The organism is Micromonospora sp. NPDC049044 (assembly GCF_040649215.1).
GTDB lineage: Bacteria > Actinomycetota > Actinomycetes > Mycobacteriales > Micromonosporaceae > Micromonospora.
Window position 1 is genome coordinate 91,488 of sequence record NZ_JBEZFA010000013.1, and the last position, 25,121, is coordinate 116,608.

Below are 25,121 nucleotides of genomic sequence, written 5' to 3' on the forward strand. Positions count from 1 at the left end.
CGTCGATCCCCGACCCCCTGCCCCGCTGACGGTGACGGGTGCGGCACGAACCTGCTGCCCCTGCAACAAACCCTGTTCTCGCTCATCTACGGCACTGATGCATCGGAGGGACACCTGTCATGACCGCCCCCACGCTGTCGGCCTTTCCCCGGCCCGTCGAAGACCTGATCCCCGCCGCCCGAGACCTGGCCGACCAGCTCGGCGAGATCCCGTCGCGCAACCGCATCAAGAAGGAACTGCGTGTCGGCGGTCCGAAGGCAGACGCAATCCTCGCCGCCCTGGCCCGCACCGACACCCCGCCGGCCGACACCGAAGCCACTACGGACCCGGCCGACACCACCCCGGACCCGATCGCCGACCTGCCACCGGCACCGCACGTCCCGCCGGCCGCCGACCACGGCTCGCCGGTCGTGTCGGAGCAGGCAGTACCCGTCGCAGACCCGGGCACCAAGGTCGCCATCGAGGCCGACCAGACCGACTCGACGGACAACCGGCGGGCGGTGGCCTGGCCGGTGGTGCTGCTGGCCCTGCCCGCGTTCGTCGCGATCTGGTCCGGGTGGGTTGGCCTCGGCGGACTCACCGGGTTCGGCATCGTGCACCCGCTGCCGGGCATCTGGGACAGCTTCTCCATCAACAGCGCGATCACGCTCCCGATCGGGGTGGAGACGTACGGCGCGTACGCGCTCTACGTGTGGCTGTCCGGTCGGGTGCCCGAGCGGGCACGGCGGTTCGCCAAGTGGTCCGCCCTCGGTTCCCTCGCGATCGGCGCGCTCGGGCAGGTCGCCTACCACCTGTTGGAGGCCGCCGGGGTCACCTCGGCCCCGTGGTGGATCACCACCGCCGTGGCCTGCCTCCCGGTCGCGGTGCTCGGCATGGGCGCCGCCCTCGCGCACCTCGTCCGCAATCACGACTAGTTCCGCCCGGCGGCACGGCCCTCGTGGCCTGGAAACCCGTGCCGTGCCGCCGGCCCTCAACCCCCGACCCTCATGGATCAGATGGAGGAACACCCATCATGACGTCCCCCCGAGATGACGACCGATTCGACTGGCAGGCCGCCGAGAATGACCTGACCAACCCCACCACTGGCCCGGATGCCGACGTGGTCGACCTCGACGCCGCCCGCTCCCGCCGGCAGGCACCCACCCCGCCGGATAACGACAGCAACCCGGGCGACACCGGCCCTCGTCTGGTGGATTCGCCGGCCGCGCAGCGGTCGCCGCGGTTCACGGTGGCGGGGTTGCAGGACGCGAAGCGTCGGCCGATCGTGCCGGCGTGGCTGCGCTCGCGCGCCGAGCTGCGCGACGCCGCCCGGTGGACGATCGGGCACCTGTTCCACGCCGGAGCGTTTCACCTGACCCGCACCCCCAAGTACGCCGGCAAACTCGCGTGGCGGGCGCCGCGCGGCGCGGCCCGACTGCTCGGCGGGTGGGGTCGCTGGTTGTTCGACTTGCAGGGCGAGCATGTGCGCCAGGTGACGGCGGACAAGGGTGACGCGGAGATGTACCTCAAGGTGTCGCGGTTGCGGGACCAGCGGGTCCGGTGGCGCGGGTTCATCACCGCCGCCGTCGTCCTGGGCGTGCTGCCCGCGTTGGGTATCGCCTACGCCCTCGCCCCGGCCGAGGCCCGCTATGCCACCCTCGCCGCGCTGCTGGCCGGGCTCGGTGCGCTGGGCCGTCCGGCGGATAAGCCGCTGCTCGACACCGCCGTGGTCGTGCCCCGCGTGCAGAAGCTCACCTCGGATGTGGTGGTTCGGGCGTTGGGCAACCTCGGGATCACGGGCATCAACCAGGCGCTGTCCAAGGGCGACCGGGGCAAGGACTGGTTCCCCGCCCCGATCACCCGCGACGGCCCCGGCTGGCGCGCGGACGTGGAGCTGCCCAACGGCGTCACCGCGACCGAGGTCATCGAGAAGCGGGAAAAGCTCGCCGCCGGCCTCTCCCGCCCGCTGGGCTGCGTGTGGCCGGAGGGACAGCCCGAGGTGCACCCCGGCCGGCTCGTGCTCTGGGTTGGGGATCAGGACATGTCCAAGGCGCGTAAGCCGGTGTGGCCGCTGCTCAAGGGCGGCACGGTGGACCTGTTCCGGCCGCAGCCGTTCGGCACCGACCCGCGCGGCCGGTGGGTCGACCTCACGCTGATGTTCATGGCAATGGTCATCGGGTCCATCCCCCGCATGGGCAAGACGTTCACGCTGCGGGAAGTCCTGCTCATCGCCGCACTCGATCCGCGTGCGGAGATCCACGCGTACGACCTCAAGGGCACCGGCGACCTGTCGGCGTTGGAGCAGGTCGCGCACCGCTACCGCGCCGGGGAGGAAGACGAGGACATCGAGTACGCGGTAGCCGGGATGCGGGAGCTGCGCGACGAGTTGCGCCGCCGGGCCAAGGTGATCCGCGATCTCCCCCGCGACCTGTGCCCCGAGAACAAGGTCACGCCTGAGCTGGCCTCGAAGAAGTCCCTTGGGTTGCACCCGCTGGTCGTCGGGGTTGACGAGTGCCAGAAATGGTTCGAGCACACCACGTACGGCAAGGAGTTGGAGGCCATCGCCACCGACCTTGTCAAGCGCGGTCCGGCGCTCGGGATCATCCCGGTGTTCGCCACCCAGCGGCCGGACGCTAAGAGCCTGCCGACCGGGATCTCGGCGAACGCGTCGACGCGGTTCTGTCTCAAGGTGATGGGGCAGACCGAGAACGACATGGTGCTCGGTACCTCGCAGTACAAGCAGGGCATCCGAGCGACCATGTTCGCCTGGACGGACAAGGGCACCGGCTACTTCGTCGGTGAGGGCGCCGACGCGAGGATCACCACCACCGTCAACATCGACGGCCCTCTCGCCGAGAAGATCGCGGCCCGCGCCCGCATCGCCAGGGAGGCCGCCGGGCGGCTGACCGGGCACGCCCTCGGCGAGCAGCCCGCCAAGGTCCAGGCGCTGTCCTACAACCTGCTCGACGACATCACCGCCGTGGTGCCCGCCAGTGAGGCCAAGGTGTGGTGCCGCACGGTGGCGGCGCGGCTGGCCGAGCTGCGGCCCGAGGTCTACACCGGGTGGGACGGCGAGCAGGTGACCGTCGCCTTGAAGCCGTTCGGGGTGAAGGTCGGGCAGACGTGGGGCACCGACCCGGACACCGGCAAGGGCGCGAACCGGGGCGGCTTCGAACGCGCCGCGATCATCGCCGCGATTGCGGAGCGTAACCGGAAGCGGGACGCGAGCTAGCCGCCGATCGGTCCTAGGTCTAGGAGCAGAGGGTTCCTAGACCTAGGACCGCCCCTAGGACGCCATCCGAACCGTGATCAGGACGCTAGGAATCTAGCGGCCTTCCCCAACCACACCCGAAAACCGGCCCTGGAGGCTGTCATGGACCCCCGCGACCTGCTAGCCACCGCACCCTGCCTCATCCTCTCCGCGCTCACGCTCGGTTACCTCGCGTTGTGCGTTGCTGCGCCGTTCGGACGCTGCCGCACCTGCAAGGGCACCGGCCGCAAGCTGTCCACGTTCGGCCGGCTGCGGCGGGAGTGCCGCCGCTGCGCCGGAACCGGACTGCGGCTGCGCGTCGGGCGGCACGCCATCAACCACATCAAAGACGAGTACCAGGCGGCCAAGCGATGAACCGGCGCGCCGCCGGCCACACCGAGTGGTGCGGCAAAGACCACCGCTGCGGCCTCGGTGAGCACCGCTCCGACGAGATCGTGGTCGACGTTGCCGGGCGCTCCCGCGCGGTGCTGGTGCGGGTGCGCACCGCGACCGGGCGGGAGCACGCCGAGGTGCGCGTCAGGGTCGCGCTCGCCCCGGGCGAAGTGGCGGCGCGGCGGCAGTTGGTCGGGCTGCTCGGCGACCTGCGGGAGACCGTGACCCGTGCCGCCATCGCGGGTCGGGCCCGACCGAGGCGGGCCGCCTGATGCCCAGCCTCAACGGCCTCGAAGTGTGGCTCATTGGCACGCCCACCGAGCTGCACGCCGCCACCGACGCACTAGCCGAGGCCGGGCACGTGGTTCAGCGCGGCACCCGCCACACGCTGACCGGCACTGATACCGGCCGCTACCGGCTCTATCTGCGCCTGAGCGTCGCCGCCGGGCGGCAGCGGCCCACCGGCGGCACGCTGATCGACCTAACGGCCGCCCGCGCCGCACGCCGCTCGGCCTGACCCGATTCCCCCGAGCCTTGGGAGATGCCCCATGTCTGACCTGTTGACGGCCGCGCTCGCGCACGCTGCGCGTGGCTGGCACGTCTTTCCCCTGCGTCCCGACGACCGACCCGACGACCCGGACCACGCCAAGCGGCCCGCGTTTCCCAACCGCTGCACCGCCGAGCACTGCCCCCGCACCGACCCGCGCTGCCGCGCCGCCGGCCGTCACGTCGGCTGGGAGGAACGCGCCACCACCGACCCCGGCCGTATCCGCCGGGCGTGGTCGACCCGCCCCTACGGCATCGGCATTGCCTGCGGCCCGTCCGGGCTGGTCGTGGTCGACCTCGACGTTCCCAAACACGCCGACGACACCCCGCCGCCGCAGTGGGCCGGGGCGTGTGACGGCCTGGACGTGTTCGCCACCCTCGCCAACCGACACGGCGGTATCGACGCCACGTACACCGTGACCACGGCCAGCGGCGGCAGCCACCTCTACTACCGCCACCCCAGCGGCGGGCCGCAGCTTCGCAACACCACCGGCGACCGGGGCGGGCTGGGCTGGAAGGTCGACACCCGCGCTCACGGCGGCTACGTCGTGGGCGCCGCAAGCACCGCCGCCGGCCGTCCCTACTCGCTGGCGCTGGACTGCGACCCGGCACCACTGCCCGCATGGGTCGCGGGGCTACTCACAACCGCCCCGCGCCCCGCCCACCGGGCCGCCCCAGTGGCGCTGCCGCCGGACCGGCGCGGCGCGTACCTCGCGGCAGCGATCCGCCGGCAGGTCGCCCACCTCACCGCCGCGCCGGAGGGGCAGCGCAATCACGCCCTGTTCGCCTCGGCGGTGGCGCTCGGGCAGTTGGTCGCCGGGGGCGCGCTCACCGACGCTGACGTAGCTGCCGTGCTGGAACCGGCCGCGTTGTCGCTCGGCCTGCCCGCTGGGGAGGTCGCGCGCACGATCGCGTCGGGGCTGCGGACCGGGGCGAACAACCCGCGCACCCTGGCCGGGGTGGGGAGGGCGGCATGAGCACCCGGTTGCAGATCGGCTCTGGCCCCGAAACGATCCGCGTGCTAAAAGCGGCGCTGGTCGACGGGTTGCTCCCCGACACCTACGTGTCTGCCGGTTCCCTCGTGCACATGGAAGCCGTCTCCGGTGGGCTGGCCACCGCCGCAGATGAGGACTCGCCGCTGCCGGTATCGGCGAGCATGGTCAACCCCGCCGGGCTGGCCGGGCTGCTGGCCGAGCACGCCTATGTGTACCGGCTCAAGACCCGCAAGGGCGACACCGGCGACCCCGAGGTCTACGAAGACGAGGTGACCCCGCCTCGGGACATTCTGTCGTCGGTGCTGGCCGGGAAGACGTGGCCGGGCGTGCCGCCGCTGCGCGGGATCATCGGCGCTCCGGTGCTGCGGCGGGACGGCACCCTGTTGCAGCAACCGGGCTACGACCCGGCGACCGGCCTCTACCTGGCGTCTAAGGTGGCGCTTCCCCCGGTGCCGGACGAACCGACCCGGGAGCAGGTCGACGAGGCGCGCACGTTCCTGCTGGATCGGTTCCTGCGTGACTTCCCATGGTCCAGTCCGGCGGACCGGGCGAACTATGTGGCGCTGCTGGCCACGCCGATCCTGCGGCACTTCACCCGCTCCCTGACGCCGTTCGCTCTGATCGACGCGACCATGCCGTCATCGGGTAAGACGATCCTCACGGCGGGCCCGGGGATGCTCTACGGGCAGCGCGTCATGACCTGGGCATACTCCGACGAAGAGTTGCGCAAGTCCATCACGGCGGTGCTGGCCGAGCAGGTGGGCGTGGTGATCTGGGACAACCTGGCCGAGGGCACCGTCATCGACTCCGCCGTGCTTGCCCAGCTCGTTACCTCCGGTGTGTGGTCGGACCGGCAGTTGGGTGCGTCGCGCAACGTCGCCACCGTCAATGACCGGCTGTGGATGGCCACCGGCAACAACCTGCAAGTGGGCGGGGACATGGCATCCCGCACGGTGCGGGTGCGCCTCGACCCGGACATGCCCCGCCCCGAGCTGCGCGACCAACGCGGGTTCGGCATCCCGCACCTTGACCAGTGGATCACCGACCCGGCGAACCAACTCACGGTGCTGTGGCACCTGCTGGTGTTGGTGCTCGACTGGACGCGCCGGGGAGCACCTCGGGTGTCGGGGTTGTCGATGCGGCAGTTCACCCCGTGGGCGCAAGCCCTCGGCGGGTTCCTCGCCCATCACGGCATCGACGGGTTCCTGACCAACGCCGCCGATATCCGTGAGATCGATGAAGACGAAACGCGCTGGCGCGCGTTCCTCACTTGCTGGCACGACCGCCACGGCGGCCGTGCGATGACCGCCGCCGAACTGCGGCAAGACGGCGAACCGATGCACCTCGGCAGTGACGTGAACGATCCGTGGGATGGGCAGTTCATCACCACGCACAACGGGCGGCTACCCAACCCGCTGCAACTCGGCCGGTTGCTCACTGGGCAGGCCGGGCGGTGGCGCGGTGAGCACGTCGTGCGTGCCGGCCGAAACGACCGAGGTGACCGGTCTGTGTTCTGGGTGGAGCGGCACGAGGGGTGAAACCCGCTGAACCATCTCCGCATCTCCGCAACGCCGCACCAACCCCTCAGTACCAGGGAAAACACCCTGCGGAGATCCGAACCAAGAGGATCATCAATCTCCGCATCTCCGCAACCAACTGCGGAGATCCCATCTCTTTGCGGAGATGACCCCTCACCACCCCGCTCCATCTCCGCAAGCATTTGCCCAGCTCACAGCCATGTTTGCGGAGATGCGGAGATGCGGAGATGGTTCAGCCCCTCCCACAACGAGCACCGACCGCCGCGCCCGATCCGCCTAGACCAGCCCGCTGAGAGCCCCTGAGCCGAACCGGCGCATCACCTAACACCGGCCCGCGCGAAATCTTGGCTCTACGACGCTCTCAGCGGGCTGCTCTAGCAGCCCTCATCGATACGACTGCTCCACCCACCGCCTGACCCTCGCCCAGCCAGAACGCCCCGCCACCGGCGCTCTGGGCAAGCCAAGTAGGCGTTGCGGTGCACGATGACAGCCGGGGGCCAGTGCAGGCGAAGCGCGTTCCAGGGGGCACCGGACATCAAGAAGCATTGATACACTCCGCGCCCATGAAGACACGCTCCGTAGCAGTAGCCGCGTTAGCTCTCTCTCTAACAACATCGCTCGCTGCATGCACAAAGTCGGCCTCATACGACGAGCGGATGGAGTACCTGCGCACGGTGGCTCAACGTGGCGCGGACACCCATGCCCTGATCAAGAGCCAGGAAGCCACCATCGATAAGGAGCGGTGCGACCGCGCCTACGGGGGGCTCAGCGCCAACGACGCCCCCAACGTTGACACCTACGACAACCGGGAAGAATGGTTCGATCAGGTCAAGGAGTTCTTCGTCGATAGCTGCGTCAGCGGCAAGCCAAAGCCGGTCCCGGGAGATCCGGTGCCGAGCGAGAGCGCTGGCACGGCCACTCCTTCGGGGTCCGTCCCGGCTCCGGAGGCATCTCCGTCTGCATAAGCAGGACCGTTAGCGCGGACGGCCCGTGGTGCCACGCGTGGTGCGGAACCACGGGTCGCTAGCGCAACAGGAAGCAACCACAGAAGGGTTTCACGCAGCCCAGGAAGCTTGTGAAACCACAGCCGCCAACGCGAATACCACTTCTAATCCCAAGGCCGCAGGTTCGAATCCTGCCGGGCGCACCCACATCACCGCAGGTCAGCGGCTTGCCGCTCCCGCCCGCCGGGGTCAGGGGCACTGCGCGTCGGCACGCCAGAGGGTGCCGAGCGGGTCCGGTGCGGCCTTTTCAGTCGTCGCACACCGTGTCGGCGTAACGGGCGAAGCCCTCGAGCGTGTGGAACGTGGCGACGTATCCGCCGTTCTCCTCGCCCTCCCACCGCTTGGTGAGGATCACGGCGGAGCCGGACCGGCCGCGCAACTCGCTGATCCGGAACGGGAAGTCTTCCACCGGCCCGCCACCGCTGTTCCACGAGCGCAGGTCGTAGACCTTGTCGTCGTCCAGCGTGGGCGGTGCCAGCTTCGTCTGCCAGCCGGTCGCCGGGTTGAGCAGCACGACTTCCTCCGCGGTGCGGGCGCGGTGGCCGGGAGCCCGATCGAGCTCAATCACCTTCTCGGTGACCCCGCCGTCTCCATCGCCGAGGTAGAGGGTGATGTCGGCACTCCCCTTGCCCCGGCACCAGTCGAACACTCCCACCAGCTGACCGTCGGCGTCCAGCCGTACCCCGACCGCGCCCTCGGTGACTGGGCTGCATCCGGTCAGCCCGGCAAGCACCAACGCGCAGATCAGTCCCAGTGTCCCCGCCCGTCGCATCCCTTCAGCGTGAGCACCGACGGTCACCAGATGGTCACGACGGGGGGACGGCTTGACGGCATCGAGGATGAACAGGGACTCCAGCCCTGCCGTCGCGCTGCTAGCGTCGTCGGGTGTCGATGTTCCGCACCCCTCAGGTGATCCTCTTTACCGAGGACGTGCCGCGCGCCGCCGAGTTCTACGCCGGTCTTGGTTTCACCGAGACCTTCCGGGTGCCGACCGAAGGCGTGCCGATCCACATTGACGTCATGCTGGACGGCTACAAGATCGGCATCGCCTCGGTGGCCTCCACACGGGACGATCACGGGCTCGACCCCGTGTCCCGGGGCCAGCGGGCGGCGGTGATCCTGTGGACCGATGACACCGCCGGCGCGTACGCCGGACTGACGGCGAAGGGCGCCCCCGCGCTGGCCGCGCCGCACCGGTGGCTCGATCATCTGCTGATCGCCTGGACGGCTGACCCGGACGGCAACCCGATCCAGATCGTCCAGCGGCTCTGACCCGTGCCCGAACACGCCGACCCGATCAGCGCCTGACATCAGACCGGATCCAGCGATGGCCATCTCTTGCACCGCCCGCCCGCGCGTACGTGAGCGGACGCGGCGATGGTGTGCCCCATGATGATCGCGTGGAGTTGGAGCGCTATCGGGGTGAGCTGCTGGCCTACTGCTACCGGATGCTGGGCTCGTTCCATGATGCCGAGGATCTGGTGCAGGAGACGATGTTGCGGGCATGGAAGGCCCTCGACCGGTACGACCCCAGTCGGGCGTCCGTGCGGACCTGGCTGTACCGGATCGCCACCAACGCGTGCCTGACCGCGCTGGAGGGGCGGGCGCGACGGCCGCTGCCGTCCGGGTTGGGCGCGCCGAGCGACGATCCCGGCGCGCCGCTCACCCCGGCGCTCGACATCCCCTGGCTGCAGCCGTTTCCCGATGGGCGGATCGAGCAGGAGGCGCGAGCCGGCCTGCGGCTCGCGCTGATCGCGGCGATGCAGATCCTGCCCGCGCGTCAGCGGGCCGTACTCCTGCTTCGCGACGTACTCGACTTCAGCGCCGCCGAGGTCGCCGCGCTGTTGGCGACGACGGTCCCGGCGGTGAACAGCACGCTCCAGCGGGCCCGCGCCGCCCTGGCCGACGTGGGGGATCTCGACGAGGTCACCGAGCCTGACGATCCGCGGGTACGCGCGGTGATCCAGCGGTACGCGCGAGCGTTCGAGGCGGCCGACGTCAGCGGGCTCGTGCGGTTGCTCACCGACGACGCTGTCCTGGAGATGCCGCCCGTGCCGTTGTGGTACCGAGGCAACAGCGACTACGGGCGGTTCATGGACCGGGTGTTCCAGATGCGCGGGACGCGCTGGCGGGTCACACACCTGACCGCCAACGGGCAACCCGCGCTCGCCGCCTACGCGCCGGAGCCCGGCGGCGGACACCGGCTGCACACGCTGCAGGTCCTCAGCGTCGACGACGGCCGGGTCGCGCGCAACGTCGTGTTCGCTGACCCTGCCGTATGGGAGGCATTCGACCTGCCCCGACAGATTCCTGGTGACTAGTTTCGTCGACCGCGATGAGTCCGGGGGGAGCCGCAGGTATGTACCGGTGACCATCGACGGAGAGGGACACCATCGTGAGCGTCATCGTCATACAGTTCATCACCCTGGACGGCATCGTGTCTGACCCGGATGGCTCCGGTGGCACGCCGACCGGCGGCTGGGCGTTCCGGCACGGCCCCGAGACCGTCGCCGGAGACAAGTTCCGGCTCGGCAGCGCACTGGACGACGGCGTCCTGCTGCTCGGCCGCACGACCTGGCAGCTCTTCTCGCGGCTGTGGCCAGGACGCGACGACCCGTTCTCCGTCCGGATGAACACCATCCCCAAGCTGGTCGCTTCCCGCACCCTGACCGACGCCTCGGCGTGGACGAACTCGCAGGTCATCAACGGCAACCTCGCCGACACCGTGAAACACGAACAACGCGATGTGATCATCACTGGCAGCCTGCGCGTCGTGCACACGCTGATGGCCGAAGACCTCATCGACGAGTACCGGCTCCTGACCTTCCCCACCATCCTCGGCACCGAGGAGCGGCTCTTTCCCGCCGGCGGTCCACCCACGTACCTGGAATGCCTGTCGGCCGAGCAGGTCGGCGCCGCTGTCCTCAGCCGGTACGGGAGGCCGGCCCGATGACCCGATCGCCCGTTGGTCGGCTGGACGGCCGACGGGGAGTGCTCAGCCCTGCTGGTAGCGCTCGTTGCGTCGAAGGGCCTCTTCGAGTTGGTCCTCAAGGATGAGGATCCGGCAGGCCGAGGCGATGTCGGTGCCCTGGTCGCACATCTCCCGGGCGCGCGCGGCAAGGCGCAGTTGATAGCGGGAGTAGCGGCGGTGCCCGCCACTGGAGCGCTGCGGGTCGATCAGTTTGGCGTCGCCGAGCCTACGGAGGAAGTCCTGCGAGCAGCCGATGATCTCGGCGGCACGGCCCATGGTGTAGGCGGGGTAGTCCTCGTCGTCGAGCATGTCGTCGGATTGGGTCAATGAAACCTCCGTCACGAGGGCCCCGGTGCTCGGAAGCACCGGGGCCCAAGGGTTGTGGGTCAGGAACACCATCTGCCGACGGATCGTCGGCTTGTCTTGTCCGCACCGGCCGTCGACGACGGAGTCGGGTGCGAGGATCGCATAAGCGTGACCGGAGACCACCTTTCGTTCGATGGAAACTGCGGTGTCCGCGCCCAGCCCAGGACTGCGGCTGACGGCGGGCGATCCAACGGTGTTGCGCCCTCCCTTGCCTCTGATTTCCTCTGTCGTTCCTCGTGCTGTCCGTCGGTGTCGGAGCCCCACGCGACTTCCTGGCCCTGACACGTACGACGAACCCTGCCTCGGGTGCAGCCCTGAACGTGCGTTGGCCGCACCCGTACCTGTTGCGAGCGGGCCCTCGTTTCTGGCCTCGCTCCTTCGCCCTCGGGTGGGGCGGTCACGTCAGCGTCTTTACGTGCTCCGTCTTTGACCTCAGGAACGTTAGCTCACGGCCGGCAGAAAATCTATTGCTTCGGACAAAGATTTTCTCTGCCGGCGTGAGGAGGCCCGGCGGCCTGCGGCCGGGACCGCCGCCGGTCGGTCGGGCACACGCCGCGCAGCCGACGAGAAACACCCGGCGGGTGTCTACGGGCCGGTTGACCCACGGCGTTAATAGGGCGTGACGTTCGAGGAGTACGCCTTCGCTCGCACTTCAGCGCTGATCCGGCTCGCCCGGCTGCTGACCGACGACGAGCACCGAGCTGAGGATCTCGTTCAGGAGGTTCTCGCCCGGGCCTACGCCCGGTGGGGGCGCATCTCCCGGACGGATCAGCCGGACGCCTACGTCCGTCGGATGCTCGTCAACGCGCAGCACTCGTGGTGGCGTCGTCGCAGCAGCCGGGAGGTCTCGGTCGCCGCGGTGACGGACCGGGTCGGCACTGCGGACGAGGCCGCAACTGTCGCCGAACGCGACGCGTTGTGGCGACTCGTCCGTGAGCTGCCGACCCGTCAGCGCACCGTGATCGTTCTGCGCTACTACGAGGATCTGGACGACGCCATGATCGCCGAAATCATGTCGTGTTCGGCAGGCACCGTTCGCACCCACGCGAAGCGTGCGCTGGCCGCGCTGCGGAAGCGGCAGGAAGCCACGATCCCCGCCCGGACAGGAGGGTTCTGATGTTCAGCGACCTCGATCAGCAGCTCGCCGCCACGCTCAACAGGCGTGCGGGTGGCGACATCGACCCGACACCGATAGTGGAACAGGCACGTCAGCGGGGTCGGCAGCTCCGACGCCGTCACCGCGGGTTCGTGGCCGGGGGCGTGGCAGCGGCGTGTCTCGCTCTCGCCGCGGTGGTGGCGCTGCCAATCGGCGGGGGCGCCGATAAGCCGATCATGCCGGCCGCGGCGCTCCTGCTGCCCGAAGCGTCCGGGCAGGCCGGCGCCACCGCACGCCCGGAGGACGTCGGCGTCGACCCTGACCTTGTGCACTTCTCGGTCGATTCCCTGGTGGACGGCGCCGAGTACGCGACCTGGCGCGCCGGGCGCGGCATCGAGAGCGTCGAGCTTCGGGGGCCGACCGGTCAGGCCCGGTTCGCGCTTGCCCGCACCGTGACGTCGCTGGACGATCTACAGCAGACGTTGCCCTCGATTGGACGGCCGCAGGCCCACACCGACGTGCGCGTCGGTGACCGGCCCGGGGTCGCCTGGTTCGATCCGTCCGGCGACCAGAAGCTCTGGTTCGTGCGCTGGCAACCCGCCGACGGGCTCTGGGCCCAACTGGACACGTACGCCGCCAGCCGTGACGAGGCGACAGCCATGACGAGCCGGGTCCGGTTCGACGCGGCCCACCGCTGTGTCGTGCCGTTCCGCCTGGAGTCGATGCCTCCCGGCGGACGGCTGCTCGAATGCTCGGTCACCCTCGGCCGGTCGGGGCATGGCTCCTTCGTCGAAGGCTCACTCGTCGTCGGTGACGACGCCGGTCGCTGGCTCACCGTCCGGGCCCAACCCGCTCCGAACGGCTACGACGTCGGATCCGGCGATCTCGTCGCGGGCCCGTATCGGGCGCGTCGGCAGGGGAGCGACGTCCTGCAGATGGTCGCCGCGCCCTGCGTCGTCGAGGCGTTCCTCAGGGGTTGGGGGAAAGGCTACGGTGAGTCGGACGGGCTGGTGGTCCTCGGCGGTTACCAGCCGATCCGCGACCTGGATCGCCCCGACACCTGGTGACGCCGCCGCGGCGGGTGACCCGAACAGGTCGGCGGACGCCAGGGATCGGCACTGCTTGGCCTGGGCACCCGCCCGTCGACGGGGGTGCGCCGGCCCCACAGATCGGAGCGTCTCAGCCACGTTCGTGGTCGAGGAGCAGAGGAGCCACCCCGGTGATCCGCAGCACCCGCAGGGTGACTCCGGTGGCGCCTCGGATCGAGAAGCGGGAACCGACCCGATCCGCCCGGTCACGCGCCAGCAGGAGGGCGTGCACACCTGCCGCGCTGAAGAAGCTGATGCCGGTGAGGTCGCAGCAGACTTCGGGATGGCTGTCGATCGCGTTGCACAGTGCCGTCGCCAGGCGCGGCGCGGTGTCCATGTCGACATAGCCGACCGGGGCGACGACCATCCGGTCGGCGGAGATGGTCGCGGTCAGGTCCGTGGGCTCGGTGAAGCGAGTCACCTGAAACGACAACTCGGCCGAGTCAGCCGCATGGTGGGTGCCGAGTGGCGCTGGGGCGACAGGCCCAGGGCTGACTGCCGCAGTGGGACGCGTGAAATGCGGTTGGAAAAGTGATTGACGCTCGATCATAGGCTCGTGCCCCCTGTCATGATCCGTAACAGGATGGGCGCGTGGCTTGACCCGAACTCCACGGTAATGGGACCGACCGCCGACCGCCAGTCGACTCGTACGCCCGGTGGCGGACCGGCCGGACCTACGCCTGCCGGACCGTCACCACGGGCGGCACACCCGTTGTCGAGCGGTCACGGTAGGTATCCCACCTCGCCGCGATCACGCTTGGGGCTCGACGGCCGGGCGGCCCTCTCGACCAGCGCGGCGGCGACGTCGCGCAGTTTGCGGTTGGCGTCCTGGGACACCTTGGCGAGGACCGCGAACGCCTCGTCCGGGGTGCAGCGCCGCTCGCCCATGATGATGCCCTTGGCCTGCTCGATGACCGCCCGGTTGACCATCGCCTCATGCATCTGCCGGGCCAGGTTCGCGGTGCTGTCGTAGAGCTGGGCGTTGGACAGGGCGACCGCTGCGTACGCGGCAAACGTCTCCAGCACCGTCACGGTCTCGGCGTCGAAGGCCTCGGGTGTGTGCGCGTAGACGTTGAGCGCTCCGACGACAGCTTCCTGGATCGGCAGGCCGATGGACAGTGAACTGCCCAGGCCCTGCTGCCGCGCGCGGTCGGCCCACTCGGACCACCGGTCCTCGCTTGCGACATCGGGCACGGACAGGACGTCACCGCTGGCCGCGGCGTCCAGGCACGGACCGCGGCCCTCGGCGTACTGCCGATCGTCCGTCTCACGGGCCAGCTCGCTGGTGAAGGCCGCCGTGTGTCCGACCCCACCGCGGATCAACGTGACCGACACCTCCACCGGCATGGGCAGGACGCGTTTCGCGAGTTCGGCGACGCGCTGCAGAACCTCGTCGAGACTGACCTCGGAGAGCTTGATGCTCCCGAGTTCGGCGAAGGCGGCGGCGGGGTCGGTCGGTCGGCGGGGCATGTGCACCAGATCCTCGGTGCCGGCGCGCCCGCCGGGCAGCGGAGCCGATGGGCGCGCGGATGGCAGCGCGCCTGGCGCACTGCTGCACAGATCCTCGGACAGATCTGGAACCGCGCCGATTTCTTGACGCCGGCTCGCCTCGCCCCGTCCAGGAGCATCGGCTACAGAATTTTCACCCTACTCCCTGGCCGCGAAGCGTCCCCCCTACCGCTGGCAGACGGCGGGTGCCGCCTGCCGAATCCGGTGCGCCGGCTCAGACGGGCCCCAGCAGGGCGGCCAGCGCCTCGTCGCCCTGGCCGAGCTGCCCACCGCCTGTCGACGCCGCGACCAGGAAGCGTCGACAGCCGTCGAGTTCCACGTACCGGTCGGGGCCGGCGGTGCCGTCCAGTGGGCGCAGCACCGCGAAACGGGACGCCGGCGTGGTGCAGTCGGCCACCGCGCGACGGTTGGCAAGCGCCCGCAGCACGCCCGCCTGACGCTCGGTCGGCAGTTGCCCGCCGTACACGAAATCGCCTGCCGGTTTGCCGCCACCCCGCTCCGCCGGGGGCACCTCGTAGACGCAGAGGCGCAGCGGCCCGGCGGCCGGCGAGGTGGCCGGCGCGGGTGGCCCGGGTCGGCCGTTGTTTGTCTCCACCCACACCAGGTCCGTCCACCGCTGCGCGCATCCGGCGGCCTCGGCAGCCGGGCCCTCGACCTGCCCGACGACGCGGCTGGCCACGACTGTCGTCGGCAACTCGGCAAGTGCGGTCCGCACCTCCGCGCGCGGTTTGCCGCAGGTGTCCGTCGGCAGGTACGGCCGCAGCCAGCGGCCCCGGTCGTCGAGCAGGGCCAGCCACGGTGGCACGACCATCTCCAGGCTGCAGGCCATCCCCCGGTCGGATTCCTGATCGGGCAGACGCAGCGCGGCGAGCAGCGGCGCGATCTGTGCGGCGCGCCGCTCGGTGGCGACCTGGTCCCGTCCTCCGCCGGGGCGCGGTTTGAGCTCCCGCCCGCAGAGCACTGCCGCGACCGGGGTGAACGCGGCGTCGACGCGCCCGACCGTCGGTTCGACTCCGGTCGGTGTCGGCGCTCCCGTTCTCGGCACGGACACGATCGCGCCGGCCTGCGGTGCCGCCTCGGCGCAGGAGGTCCACGTCTCGACGATCTGGGCCGGGCCGGGCTCGCCGCCCCCACCCGGCCCGCTGCCCGTGCCACCGCAGCCACCCAGCGCCACGCCGAGCAGTGCCACAGTCAGTGCCGTTCGACCCGAGCGCATCCGGCTCACCACCTTTCCACCCGAGGATGGGACGGGCGACGGGCGCGCCCGGTTCCAACCGGACGGTCGGGGCGCCAGGCCGTCGGGCGTGACCCGAGCGACCGGGGGACGCCGGGCAGACCCGCGACGCCCGCCGGCACCTTGGCGCGCTGCTGGTCAGGGGGTACGACGAGGCGGTCGACAGCCATGCCGGCGACCTCGGTTTCGAGTCGCTGGAGGACACCGGCCGCACCCTATGACGCATCGGCGACACTGCACGTACAGTGGGTTACGCTCACCGCCGCGCATGTTATTCTCCGATGTCGATCTCTGCCGCGCGGACCCCTACCGGGTCGTTGTCGGAAGGACACCTCCCGATGCCGGCCGTTGCCTCCCCCGCCGTGTCGCCCACGCTGGACAACCCGGCCGGTGGCGCGTTGGGCCTCATCTTCACCACCATCCCGGCGTTGCTGCGTCTGACCTGCGGAGTGGTCGGTGGGGCGGTGGCCCTGTCGGTGCAGGCCGACCCGGTCGAACCAGCCGTGTTGCTGCCCGTCGTGGCCACGCTCACCGGTTGGTCCATCTGGTACGCCTACCGCGCGATACGCCACGGGATCACCCCGCACCTGGTCGCCGCCGACGTCGCGCTCACCGCGCTGGCCTGCCTCCTCATCCCCGTGCTCGTCGCACCCGGTGTGCTGCCCGGCGAGGGCAGTTGGATCGCCGTGCTGGCCAGCACCACGGTGATCAACACACAGGCCACCGCCCCGGCGCGCTTGTCGATCCCGGCCGGGCTGCTCCTCACCGCCACGTACGCCACTGGCGCACAGGCGGCCGGCAGCCCCACCGAGGCTCGGGCGCACGCGGCCACTCTGCTTGTGCAGACCGCCTGCACGGCGATGATGGCGGCGGTGATGCGTCGACGCATCGGTCGGGCCGACCGCGCGTTCGTCGAGCATCAGCGGCTGACCCGGGAGGCGCTAGTCGCCCGCGCCGCCCGCGACGCCGAACGCCAGCAGAACCGCGACCTGCACGACACTGTGCTCGGCAGCCTCACCATGGTGGGGCTCGGCGCGGTGGCGGGGTCCTCGGCCAGCTTCCGGGACCGGTGCGCCGGCGACCTGCGTACCCTCGTCGCACTCACCGACGTCGACCCGGTGGCCGGCGACGGCCCGGTGCCGCTCGACGCGCGGTTGCGGGCGGCGGCCGGCCGGCTGCCCGAGCTCTCCCCGCAGCTGGACCTGGCACCGGCCGCGGTTCCGGCCGGGGTGGCCGACGCGATAGGTGAGAGCGCCTACGCGGCGCTGTCCAACGTGGCACGTCACGCGCCGGGCGCGGGTGTCGCGCTGCGGCTGAGCCGCGACGCGATCGGCGTCGTGGTCGAGGTCAGCGACGACGGCCCCGGCTTCGACCCGGCGACCGTGCCTCCCCACCGGTACGGGTTGCGCGAGTCGATCCACGGCCGGATGGAATCGGTAGGCGGGCGGGCCGACGTGCGATCGGCACCCGGAGCCGGCACCCGGATCCGACTGGAGTGGCCCGGTGTCGGCTGATCTCGACGCACCAGCACCGCACACCGGCCCTCCGGAGGCAGCGGAGCACCCCCGGGTCCCCACCCCCCGGGAGCCGGCATCCGTGGCAGGGCTCGCCGCGCCGGCCGCCGTGGCGCAGGCGTCCGACCGGGGTGCCCGGATCGCCGCCGTGGCCATCGCGCTGGCCTGGCACGTCGCGATCGGGCTGCCCGCGGTGCTGGCCGTCCGCACGGAGTTCACCGCGCCGACCGTGGTGCTCGGTGCCTGGGCGGTGGTCGCGGTGGCCGGCGCGGTGGCCGGGGTGCGGCTGCTGCGCGGCTCGCCGCTGCCGCCGTGGCCGCTGGCCGGGCTGCTGCTGGCCGTCGACGTGGCGGTCTTCGCCGCGGTCGGCGAGGGACAACTGTTCACCGCCGCGAACTGGGTCTGGAGCACGCTCGGCTGGTTCTTCGTGCTGGCACTGTGGGGCCGGCGGGTGGTGGGGCTTGTCGCGCTGCTGAGCACGCACGCGGCCATCGCGCTCGTCGCGGTGCTCGGGCACGGCCCCGACCCGGCCGACGTGGCACGCTACGTGATGTACGTCTACGGCACGTTCTCACTCCCGGTGGCGGTGTTCGTGGGCAGCGCGACGATCGTCAGCCTGGCTCGTGAGCGGGCCGCCGTCTCCGCCGCCGGTCACACGATGGCGGCGGAGCGCGATGCCGCCGAACGTGGCCTCCAGGAGCGCCGGGAGCGGCTCGCCCTGGTCAGCTCGGCGGCCGGGCGCGTGCTCGGGGAGTTGGCCGCCGGCCAGGCCGACCCGGACGACCCGGAGGTGCAGCGTCGCTGCGTGTTGGCCGCCGCCCGGCTGCGCCGACTGATCGCCGAGTCCGACGACGTGCCCGACCCGCTGCTGCACGAGTTGCGGGCCGCCGCCGACCTGGCCGAACGCAACGGCCTACCGATCGACCTGGTCACCATCGGCACGCCGCCGCCGCTGCCGGTGGAGATCCGACGCCGGCTGGCCGACCCGCTTACCGGCGTCCTCGCCGACGCCCGGGACTGGGCCCGGCTGACAGTGGTGTCGGGGCCGGACGAGGTGGTGGTCAGCCTTGTCACACCGGACCGGGAGGGCCCGGACGCCACCGGCCCACCCCCCGGTGAGCACGACGACGGTCCGGTGCAGCACCTCTACGAACGGGACGGAAGCATCAGATGGGCGCAGACCCAGTGGCGGCGGTGACCGGTGACCGGCCGATCGGGGTGGCGATCGTCGACGACCACCCGGTGGTGGTCGAGGGGGTCCGCGCCTGGCTCGCCACCGAGCCGCGGCTGACCGTACTGGCCACCGGGGACGACCCGGACGAGGTGCTGCGGACGGCACCGGACGCCGACGTCGTCCTGCTCGACCTGCGGCTGCACGGACGGATGGCGCTTGACAAGCTGGCCGAGCTCAGCGCCGCCGGGCGGCGGGTGGTGGTCTACTCGGAGCACACCGACCCGCCGACCATGCTCGCGGCGCTGGACGCCGGGGCGGTGGCGTTCCTGGCCAAGCACGAGGGTCGGGAGCACTGCGTGGCGACAGTGTTGGCTGCCGCCAGCGACCGCCCGTACGTGCCACCCGCGCTGGCCGGGGCGATGGTCGGCGACCCACGGCCGGACCGGCCGATGCTGTCCGACAAGGAGCGTGAGGCGCTGCTGCTCTGGTTCCAGTCGATGTCCAAGGCCTCGGTGGCCCGCCGGATGCAGATCAGCGAACACACCGTGAAGCAGTACGTCGACCGGGCCCGGATCAAGTACACCCGGGCGGGGCGGCCAGCGGCCACCAAGTCGGCGCTGCTCGCCCGGGCGATCGAGGACGGCCTCGTCCGCCCGGAGGAGATTGGCATCTACCGGTCACACGCGACGCACGACCGGCCGACCCCCTAACGGGCGTCATGACAGCGCCGCTGGCATCCGGCAGGCTGCCTACATAAGCCAGCTGACCGGAAGGTCGTGACGATGCACGCCGACACGTCCCCCTTCTTCATCGGGCCCCACCGGTTCGACGCTCCGGACGATGATGCGGGGCCAACCCTGGATCGCCACTACAACCTGCGCCCCGCACCCGGTGAGCGGGTGCTCGGGCGGCACCGGCTGCTGGTCGCGGGCTACCTGCTCGGGCCGACCGAGGCGCGGCGTCGCTGGCAGCTGCCCGGACCGGTCTCGGTGACCGTCACCGACCAGCGGATCTGTTGGGTGGGCAGCGGCGCGCAGCTGTCGCTGGTCGGCGGCGACACGCCCCGGGTCCGGCCAACCGCCCGGCTGAACGGCCTGATGAGCGGCCAGATCCGCTGGCAGTGGCCGTCCCGGTTGGAGTTGCCGGCCGCCGAGCGGGACACTCCGCCGCAGTTGTTGATCGTCTGCGACGCGTTGCGCACCATCCAGCAGCCGGCGCTGGCCCTGGGCGGGCCGTCCGCCGCGGTGGTGGCGCTGGCCCAGCAGGTCCGCCGGGCGGTGGCCGAGTTCCGGCTCACCCGCCCCCAACTTGTCGACCTCTCGGCCCAGGAACGCGACGTGCTGCTGCTGCGGGCCGGCCCCAGTCTGCTGGCCGGGGACGCCCGGGTCACGCTGCCCGGGTCGCTGCCTGTGGAGTTCCACTCCCGGGACGACTACTATCGCTCAGGGCCGGAGCCGACCCCGTGGAGCGGGCTCGCAGGCGGCGCAGCATCCGGGCATCGGTGAAGCCGACGGCCCGGGCGGCGGACTCCACAGTCGCGCCGTGCCCGATCAGGTGCTCGGCCCGCTCCACCCGCAGCCGCTGCTGGTAGCCGAGCGGGGTGAGCCCGGTCATCGCGCGGAACAGCCGGGTGAGCGTGCGTTCGGCAACGCCCCCGGCGGCGGCCAGGTCGGCCAGTGGCAGTGGCTCGGCGTACCGGGCGTCGATCAGGTCCTGCACCCGGTGCACCGAGTCGGACAGGTGGGAACGGTGCCGCATCAGCGCGCTCGCCTGCTGCTCGTGCCCGTTGCGGCGGGCGTGGACGACCAGGGTCCGGGCGATCTCCGCCGCCACCGCCGGGCCGTGCCGGGTGGCCATCAGATGCAGCGCCACGTCGATTCCACTGGCGATGCCGGCCGAGGTGACCACCCGGTCGTCGACCACGTACAGCACGTCGCGGACGACCCGGGCCGCCGGGTAACGGCGGGCCAGGTCGTCCTGCACCTCGTGATGGGTGGTGCACCGCCGGCCGTCGAGCAGCCCGGCCCGGCCCAGGGCGTACGCGCCGGAGCAGACGCTTGCCACAGTGCCGCCGGCCGCGTGGTGCTCGGCCAGCCGCCGCAGGTCGCCGGGCGACACCGGCCCCTCGGGGCCATGGGCCGCCGGCCGCCAACCCGGCACGATCAGCAGGTCGTCCGGGGTCAGCTCGGGCCACCGGGTGTCGGCGACCAGCGGTACGCCCTGCACGGTGGGCACGTGCTCCCGCTCGGCGACGTAGTGCGACAGATAGTCGTACCCGAGGTCGGCGGCGCTGGAGAAGACCTGGGCCGGTCCGGCGAGGTCCAGCAGGTGCAACTGTGGCACCAGCAGGAACACGACCCGGGTCATCGGGTCAGCTCCGGGTGCCGGCGAGGGTCGCGCCGGTCACCTCGTCGACGGTACGGATGGTCGCGAAGCGGCCGGCCAACGCGTACTCGGTGCGGGTGACGATCTCCTCGTTGGTGAGGGTGCGCGGGTCGGCGAGGATCTCGGCGACGGTGGCGGTCTCCGGCAGGTCCCGGTGCGGGATCGGGAAGGTGAGCGTGGCGTCGGTGACGACAGTCATCCGGTAACCGAGGTCCGCGCCGACCCGGGTGGTGGTCTCCACGCACTGTTCGGTGCGGATGCCGCAGACCGTGATGTCGTGGATGCCGGCCTGGGTGAGTAGCTGTTGGAGGTTAGTGGTGGTGAAGGCGTTGTGCGCGGTCTTGACCAGCGTCGGCTCGTCAGCGGCCGGCACCAGCCCGTCGATCAGCCGCACGTGCCCGACGGCGGGGTCGAACACCCCGCCCGTGCCGGGCTCGGAGTGCAGCACCCAGACCACCAGGTCGCCGCGCTCACGGGCAACGGCGACCAGCCGTTCGACCTGCCGGACCAGGTCGGGGTTGGAGCCGTACGCCCAGATCGGGCGCTGCCGGAAGGATTCCTGGACGTCGATCACGACGAGGGCCGCTCTGCTCATGTCTGAAGATCCTGACCGAACGGCGTCCGCACCGGCAGACATCATCCTGACCGGGTGCGGAACGATCCGGCCAACCCACTGTCAGCGGCTGGTCTCGCGCTGCTCCTCCGCGGCCTCCAGCGCGGCGGCCTCCTCCGGAGTGGGAGCGCTGCCGCCCAGGTGCGCGGGCAACCACCAGGTGTCGTCCGGGCCGGCCGGCGCGTCCGGGTATTCCCGCTGGGCCCGTTCGACGAGCGCGCTGAGCCGGGTGGTCAGCTCGGCGGCCAGCAGGTTCGGGTCCGGGAAGTCCGCCGGGTCGATCGGCTCGCCGATCAGGATGGTGATCGGCGTGTGCCGACGGGTCAGGGTGCGTGGGCGGCCCTTGGTCCAGAGCCGCTGGGTCCCCCACAACGCGACAGGCAACACCGGGACCTTCGCCGAGCGGGCCATCCGGACCGTGCCGCTCTTCAACTCCTTGACGGTGAACGACTGACTGATCGTCGCCTCCGGGAAGACGCCGACGATCTCGCCGCGCTTGAGAGCGGCGACGGCGGTGCGGAACGAGGCGGCGCCGGCGTCCCGGTCCACCGAGATGTGCCGCATCCCGCGCATCAGCGGGCCGGAGATCTTGTGCGTGAAGACCGACTTCTTGGCCATGAACCGAACCAGTCGGCCCGACGCGTTCGCGCCCAGGCCGGCGAAGATGAAGTCGAGGTAGCTGATGTGGTTGCCGGCCAGCACCGCCCCGCCGGTACGAGGTACGTGGTGGGCACCCTCAATGGTGATCTTGAGATCGAGAAGACGGAACATCGTCTTCGCAGCGGCGATAACGGGCGGGTACACGAGCTCCGGCATTGGCAGAATCTACCCTGCCAGGCTGGGTGGCGACCCGGCGGCGGCGTGCCCCGCGCGCCGCCGCCGGGTCGGCCGGCGGGTCCGTCAGTCGGCGAGCTTGTCCAGTTCCAGCCGGCCCCGGGCGAACGCGTCCACCCGACCCCAGCGACCCGGGATGTCGAGCACCTCGATCCGGCCCATGCCCACCGGCAGTCGCGGCTCGACCGACAGGTGACCGTCGTGCGGTTCCAGACCGAGCATGGTCCGCAGCAGCAGCAGCGGGGTGCCTGTCGACCAGGCCTGCGGGCTGCACGCGGTCGGGTACTCCACAGGGAACTTGGTGAGGTCCCGTGGGTAGCCGCCGAACGCCTCCGGCAACCGGCCGTCGAAGTACGTGGCCGCGTCCAGGATGCCGTTGGCGATTGTCGCGGCCTCCTCGGCGAAGCCGTATCGGCGCAGACCCCAGGCGATGAACGAGTTGTCGAACGGCCAGATCGTGCCGTTGTGGTAGCCGATGGGGTTGTACCGGGCCTCCCCCACGGCGAGCGTCCGCACCCCCCAACCGGAGAAGAGCCGCTGCCCCACCAGGTGCTGGGCGATCTTCTCCGCCCGCTCGGGTTCGACGATTCCACTCCACAGCAGGTGGCCGATGTTGGAGCTGAGGATGTCGCACTGGCGGCCGTCCGGGTCCAGGGCCAGGGCGTAGAACTCGCCGTCGTCCACCCACCAGTCCCGGTTGAACCGCTCCTTCAGCGCTGCCGCCTCCCGCTCCAACTGGTCGGCGAACGCCGGGTCGCCCCAGAACTGGCGCGCCATCCGGGCCGCGCGCATCTTCGCGTCGTACGCGTACCCCTGCACCTCGCAGGTGGCACGCGGAAACGGCGGCAGCGTCCCGTCGGCGTAGGAGATGGAGTCCCAGGAGTCCTTCCAGCACTGGTTCTCCAGGCCGGTGTCGGTGTTGCGCCGTTCGTACCAGATGTAGCCGTTGCCGACCAGGTCGGCGTAGTTGTCGATCCACCGCAGCGCCGCGCGGGACTCCTGCTCCAACTCCTTGACGAGCGCGACGTCCCCGGTCCACCGCTCGTACTCGTCGAGCAGCACGACGAACAGCGGCGTCGCGTCCACCGACCCGTAGTACGGCGAGTGCGGCTGCTCCTCGAAGGCCGCGGTTTCGCCGTAGCGCATCTCGTGCAGGATGCGCCCCGGGTCCTCGTCCCGGAAGTCGTCGAAGCGACTGCCCTGCAACGAGGCGAGAATGCGCAGCGTCGTCTTCGACAACTGCGGTGTGAACGGCAGCGTCTGCAGGCAGGTGAGGATGCTGTCCCGACCGAACATGGTCATGAACCAGGGCAGGCCGGCGGCCGGCAGCGTGGCGCCGCCGAGCGACAGGGGCGAGAAGCGCAGCGCGGCCAGGTCGATCAGGCTGCGCCGGTAGGTGCTGGCCACCCGGCCATGCTCACTGTTGACCTTCGGCGCGTCGGCGATCCACCGCTCCAGGTCGTGCTGCAGGGCGAGCCGCTCGGTGCCGTGCACCCGCAGCCCGAACCGCAGGTCCCGGCCACCCGGACCAACCGCGTGCGTCCGGACGTCGATCGAGGCTTCCCACTGCTCGTTGGGTTCCAGATGAACCGTGTACGCGAAACCGTCGCGGTCGTACCGGGCCGGCATCGAGGAGGAGATCACCGTTTCCCGCTGGAAGTTGCCCCGGCGATAGCCCAGCCGGAGCTGCTCCGGCTCGACCTCGGCGTAGATCTCGCCCTTCTTGTTGAGGATCTCGTCCTTGACCTGGAACAGGTCGGCGAAGTCCGACGCCGCGTCCATCCGGACCTCTAGATCGACAGGCTTTTCGTCGTGGTTGAGGATGGTGAGCTGCTCCCGGAAGCTGCCGCCCACCATCCGCTCGCGGATGATGGACAGCTTCGCGTCCACGTAGTGCGTGGCCATTCCGGGGACGAGGAAGAACCGCGACTCGAAGTACTGCAGATCGTCGTAGGAGAGCGAGTTGAGTCGCTCACCGTTGACGGTCAGCACCCAGGTGGACAGAAACCGGGTGTCGATGGAGAAGAGCCCGGTCGGCTCGCTCGGAGTCGCCTCGATGTCGCCGGTGTCCTCGCAGACGACGAACGTGTTGCCGTCCAGGATCCGGACCGTGTTCGACTGCCCCATCAGAATTCCTCCTCGGCGAAGCGTCGACGGGGCCCGCGGGCGTCCGGCGAACTCGGGAAGATCCGCTCCACCTGCACCACCAGCCGGGCGTCACCGGTCACCGTCATGTCTCCACGCAACAGTGCGGCGAGGCCGTGTTCCCGACCCGAGGCGATGTCGTCGAAGAGGACGGGGCTGGCACCAATCACCGTGTCGGCCTCTCGATCCTCCTGGCTCACGTCGAGCCGCCCGTGGTCGATACTCAGCAGCCAGTGCCGGGTCTGCGCCCCCTCGTGCAGGTCGATACGCAGGGTCCCGGAGGTCTTCGCCAGCAGGGGTTCGTACCCCCGCCGGTCCAGGTCCTCGAAGAACCTCGTGGTCGCGTCCACCTCGAGTCAACTCCTCCCAGTTGCCGGGCCCGGGATCCCACACCGCACTCGCGTCGCGCGGCCGGCCGGCGTTGCACGTCCCCGCACGGGTCCCCGCCGGCCCTCCGGTCAATCTCGCCCGGATCGGGTGAGCTGCG

The 25,121-nt window shown here is 70.9% G+C and carries 27 protein-coding genes; 17 read left to right on the forward strand and 10 right to left on the reverse strand.

Going from position 1 to position 25,121, the window contains the following annotated elements:
* Nucleotides 1–119 precede the first annotated feature (119 nt).
* The 8 genes from AB0B85_RS13730 (at nt 120) to AB0B85_RS13765 (ending at nt 7,666) form a co-directional block, all read left to right on the forward strand.
* A complete protein-coding gene (locus tag AB0B85_RS13730; RefSeq protein WP_357406935.1) occupies nt 120–914 on the forward strand; it encodes an ABC transporter permease in 795 nt (264 codons plus the stop codon).
* Between the two features lie 98 nt (nt 915–1,012).
* Complete coding sequence (locus AB0B85_RS13735) at nt 1,013–3,211, forward strand: cell division protein FtsK (protein ID WP_357406937.1); 2,199 nt, start codon at nt 1,013–1,015, stop codon at nt 3,209–3,211.
* Between the two features lie 141 nt (nt 3,212–3,352).
* Nucleotides 3,353–3,604: a hypothetical protein gene (locus AB0B85_RS13740; RefSeq protein ID WP_357406939.1), complete on the forward strand. Its 252-nt coding sequence runs from the start codon at nt 3,353–3,355 to the stop codon at nt 3,602–3,604.
* On the forward strand, nt 3,601–3,894 hold the full coding sequence (locus AB0B85_RS13745; protein ID WP_357406941.1) for a hypothetical protein: 294 nt from the start codon (nt 3,601–3,603) through the stop codon (nt 3,892–3,894). Before AB0B85_RS13740 ends, AB0B85_RS13745 begins: the two co-directional genes overlap by 4 nt.
* Nucleotides 3,894–4,139 (forward strand): hypothetical protein, encoded by a 246-nt coding sequence (locus AB0B85_RS13750; RefSeq protein ID WP_357406943.1) that lies wholly within the window; start codon nt 3,894–3,896, stop codon nt 4,137–4,139. The genes AB0B85_RS13745 and AB0B85_RS13750 overlap by 1 nt, the downstream gene beginning before the upstream one ends.
* A 31-nt stretch (nt 4,140–4,170) precedes the next feature.
* Nucleotides 4,171–5,145 (forward strand): bifunctional DNA primase/polymerase, encoded by a 975-nt coding sequence (locus AB0B85_RS13755; RefSeq protein WP_357406945.1) that lies wholly within the window; start codon nt 4,171–4,173, stop codon nt 5,143–5,145.
* Entirely contained in the window at nt 5,142–6,701 is a 1,560-nt protein-coding gene (locus AB0B85_RS13760) for a hypothetical protein (RefSeq protein WP_357406947.1), read from the forward strand. The genes AB0B85_RS13755 and AB0B85_RS13760 overlap by 4 nt, the downstream gene beginning before the upstream one ends.
* A gap of 656 nt (nt 6,702–7,357) precedes the next feature.
* Entirely contained in the window at nt 7,358–7,666 is a 309-nt protein-coding gene (locus AB0B85_RS13765) for a hypothetical protein (RefSeq protein ID WP_357406949.1), read from the forward strand.
* A gap of 286 nt (nt 7,667–7,952) precedes the next feature.
* Here AB0B85_RS13765 and AB0B85_RS13770 read toward each other — a convergent pair whose 3' ends face one another.
* Nucleotides 7,953–8,477, reverse strand: a complete 525-nt coding sequence (locus AB0B85_RS13770) for a hypothetical protein (RefSeq protein ID WP_357406951.1) — start codon at nt 8,475–8,477, stop codon at nt 7,953–7,955.
* 119 nt (nt 8,478–8,596) lie between these two features.
* Here AB0B85_RS13770 and AB0B85_RS13775 point away from each other — a divergent pair, with 119 nt between their 5' ends.
* From AB0B85_RS13775 to AB0B85_RS13785, 3 genes are all read left to right on the forward strand, one after another.
* The gene (locus AB0B85_RS13775; RefSeq protein ID WP_357407107.1) at nt 8,597–8,977 is read left to right on the forward strand and encodes a VOC family protein; all 381 of its coding nucleotides are present in this window, start codon (nt 8,597–8,599) and stop codon (nt 8,975–8,977) included.
* A gap of 128 nt (nt 8,978–9,105) precedes the next feature.
* Nucleotides 9,106–10,026 (forward strand): sigma-70 family RNA polymerase sigma factor, encoded by a 921-nt coding sequence (locus AB0B85_RS13780; RefSeq protein ID WP_357406953.1) that lies wholly within the window; start codon nt 9,106–9,108, stop codon nt 10,024–10,026.
* A gap of 74 nt (nt 10,027–10,100) precedes the next feature.
* The gene (locus tag AB0B85_RS13785) at nt 10,101–10,658 is read left to right on the forward strand and encodes a dihydrofolate reductase family protein (RefSeq protein ID WP_357406955.1); all 558 of its coding nucleotides are present in this window, start codon (nt 10,101–10,103) and stop codon (nt 10,656–10,658) included.
* A gap of 42 nt (nt 10,659–10,700) precedes the next feature.
* On the opposite strand, the gene AB0B85_RS13790 is transcribed toward AB0B85_RS13785, so the two are convergent.
* Entirely contained in the window at nt 10,701–11,003 is a 303-nt protein-coding gene (locus AB0B85_RS13790; RefSeq protein WP_357406957.1) for a MerR family transcriptional regulator, read from the reverse strand.
* A 658-nt stretch (nt 11,004–11,661) separates the two neighbouring features.
* Between AB0B85_RS13790 and AB0B85_RS13795 the strand changes: the two genes are divergently transcribed.
* Nucleotides 11,662–12,159 carry a SigE family RNA polymerase sigma factor gene (locus tag AB0B85_RS13795; protein WP_357406959.1) on the forward strand — a complete coding sequence of 166 codons (498 nt, stop codon included), beginning with the start codon at nt 11,662–11,664 and terminating at the stop codon, nt 12,157–12,159.
* Nucleotides 12,159–13,205: a hypothetical protein gene (locus AB0B85_RS13800; protein WP_357406961.1), complete on the forward strand. Its 1,047-nt coding sequence runs from the start codon at nt 12,159–12,161 to the stop codon at nt 13,203–13,205. The genes AB0B85_RS13795 and AB0B85_RS13800 overlap by 1 nt, the downstream gene beginning before the upstream one ends.
* A 112-nt stretch (nt 13,206–13,317) precedes the next feature.
* Here the strand turns inward: AB0B85_RS13800 and AB0B85_RS13805 are convergent, their stop codons facing one another.
* The 3 genes from AB0B85_RS13805 to AB0B85_RS13815 form a co-directional block, all read right to left on the reverse strand.
* Nucleotides 13,318–13,647, reverse strand: coding sequence for an STAS domain-containing protein (locus AB0B85_RS13805; protein WP_357406963.1), 330 nt, complete (start codon nt 13,645–13,647; stop codon nt 13,318–13,320).
* Between the two features lie 302 nt (nt 13,648–13,949).
* Nucleotides 13,950–14,696: a GAF and ANTAR domain-containing protein gene (locus tag AB0B85_RS13810; RefSeq protein ID WP_357406965.1), complete on the reverse strand. Its 747-nt coding sequence runs from the start codon at nt 14,694–14,696 to the stop codon at nt 13,950–13,952.
* 253 nt (nt 14,697–14,949) lie between these two features.
* The gene (locus AB0B85_RS13815) at nt 14,950–15,951 is read right to left on the reverse strand and encodes a hypothetical protein (RefSeq protein WP_357406967.1); all 1,002 of its coding nucleotides are present in this window, start codon (nt 15,949–15,951) and stop codon (nt 14,950–14,952) included.
* Nucleotides 15,952–16,307: 356 nt separating this feature from the next.
* Between AB0B85_RS13815 and AB0B85_RS13820 the strand changes: the two genes are divergently transcribed.
* The 4 genes from AB0B85_RS13820 to AB0B85_RS13835 all read left to right on the forward strand — a co-directional run bounded on the left by AB0B85_RS13820 (nt 16,308) and on the right by AB0B85_RS13835 (nt 20,162).
* Nucleotides 16,308–17,483, forward strand: a complete 1,176-nt coding sequence (locus AB0B85_RS13820; RefSeq protein WP_357406968.1) for an ATP-binding protein — start codon at nt 16,308–16,310, stop codon at nt 17,481–17,483.
* An 82-nt stretch (nt 17,484–17,565) separates the two neighbouring features.
* Complete coding sequence (locus AB0B85_RS13825; RefSeq protein WP_357407109.1) at nt 17,566–18,681, forward strand: hypothetical protein; 1,116 nt, start codon at nt 17,566–17,568, stop codon at nt 18,679–18,681.
* On the forward strand, nt 18,654–19,367 hold the full coding sequence (locus AB0B85_RS13830) for a response regulator transcription factor (protein WP_355028971.1): 714 nt from the start codon (nt 18,654–18,656) through the stop codon (nt 19,365–19,367). Before AB0B85_RS13825 ends, AB0B85_RS13830 begins: the two co-directional genes overlap by 28 nt.
* 72 nt (nt 19,368–19,439) lie before the next feature.
* Nucleotides 19,440–20,162 carry a hypothetical protein gene (locus tag AB0B85_RS13835; RefSeq protein ID WP_357406970.1) on the forward strand — a complete coding sequence of 241 codons (723 nt, stop codon included), beginning with the start codon at nt 19,440–19,442 and terminating at the stop codon, nt 20,160–20,162.
* Here AB0B85_RS13835 and AB0B85_RS13840 read toward each other — a convergent pair.
* The 5 genes from AB0B85_RS13840 to AB0B85_RS13860 form a co-directional block, all read right to left on the reverse strand.
* Nucleotides 20,044–21,024 carry a DJ-1/PfpI family protein gene (locus tag AB0B85_RS13840; RefSeq protein WP_357406972.1) on the reverse strand — a complete coding sequence of 327 codons (981 nt, stop codon included), beginning with the start codon at nt 21,022–21,024 and terminating at the stop codon, nt 20,044–20,046. The two genes, AB0B85_RS13835 and AB0B85_RS13840, sit on opposite strands and share 119 nt — an antisense overlap.
* A gap of 4 nt (nt 21,025–21,028) precedes the next feature.
* Nucleotides 21,029–21,637 (reverse strand): isochorismatase family protein, encoded by a 609-nt coding sequence (locus tag AB0B85_RS13845; protein WP_357406974.1) that lies wholly within the window; start codon nt 21,635–21,637, stop codon nt 21,029–21,031.
* An 81-nt stretch (nt 21,638–21,718) separates the two neighbouring features.
* Entirely contained in the window at nt 21,719–22,471 is a 753-nt protein-coding gene (locus AB0B85_RS13850) for a lysophospholipid acyltransferase family protein (RefSeq protein WP_357406976.1), read from the reverse strand.
* Between the two features lie 84 nt (nt 22,472–22,555).
* Complete coding sequence (locus AB0B85_RS13855) at nt 22,556–24,616, reverse strand: glycogen debranching N-terminal domain-containing protein (protein ID WP_357406978.1); 2,061 nt, start codon at nt 24,614–24,616, stop codon at nt 22,556–22,558.
* On the reverse strand, nt 24,616–24,984 hold the full coding sequence (locus AB0B85_RS13860) for an SCP2 sterol-binding domain-containing protein (RefSeq protein WP_357406980.1): 369 nt from the start codon (nt 24,982–24,984) through the stop codon (nt 24,616–24,618). The genes AB0B85_RS13855 and AB0B85_RS13860 overlap by 1 nt, the downstream gene beginning before the upstream one ends.
* Nucleotides 24,985–25,121 lie beyond the last annotated feature (137 nt).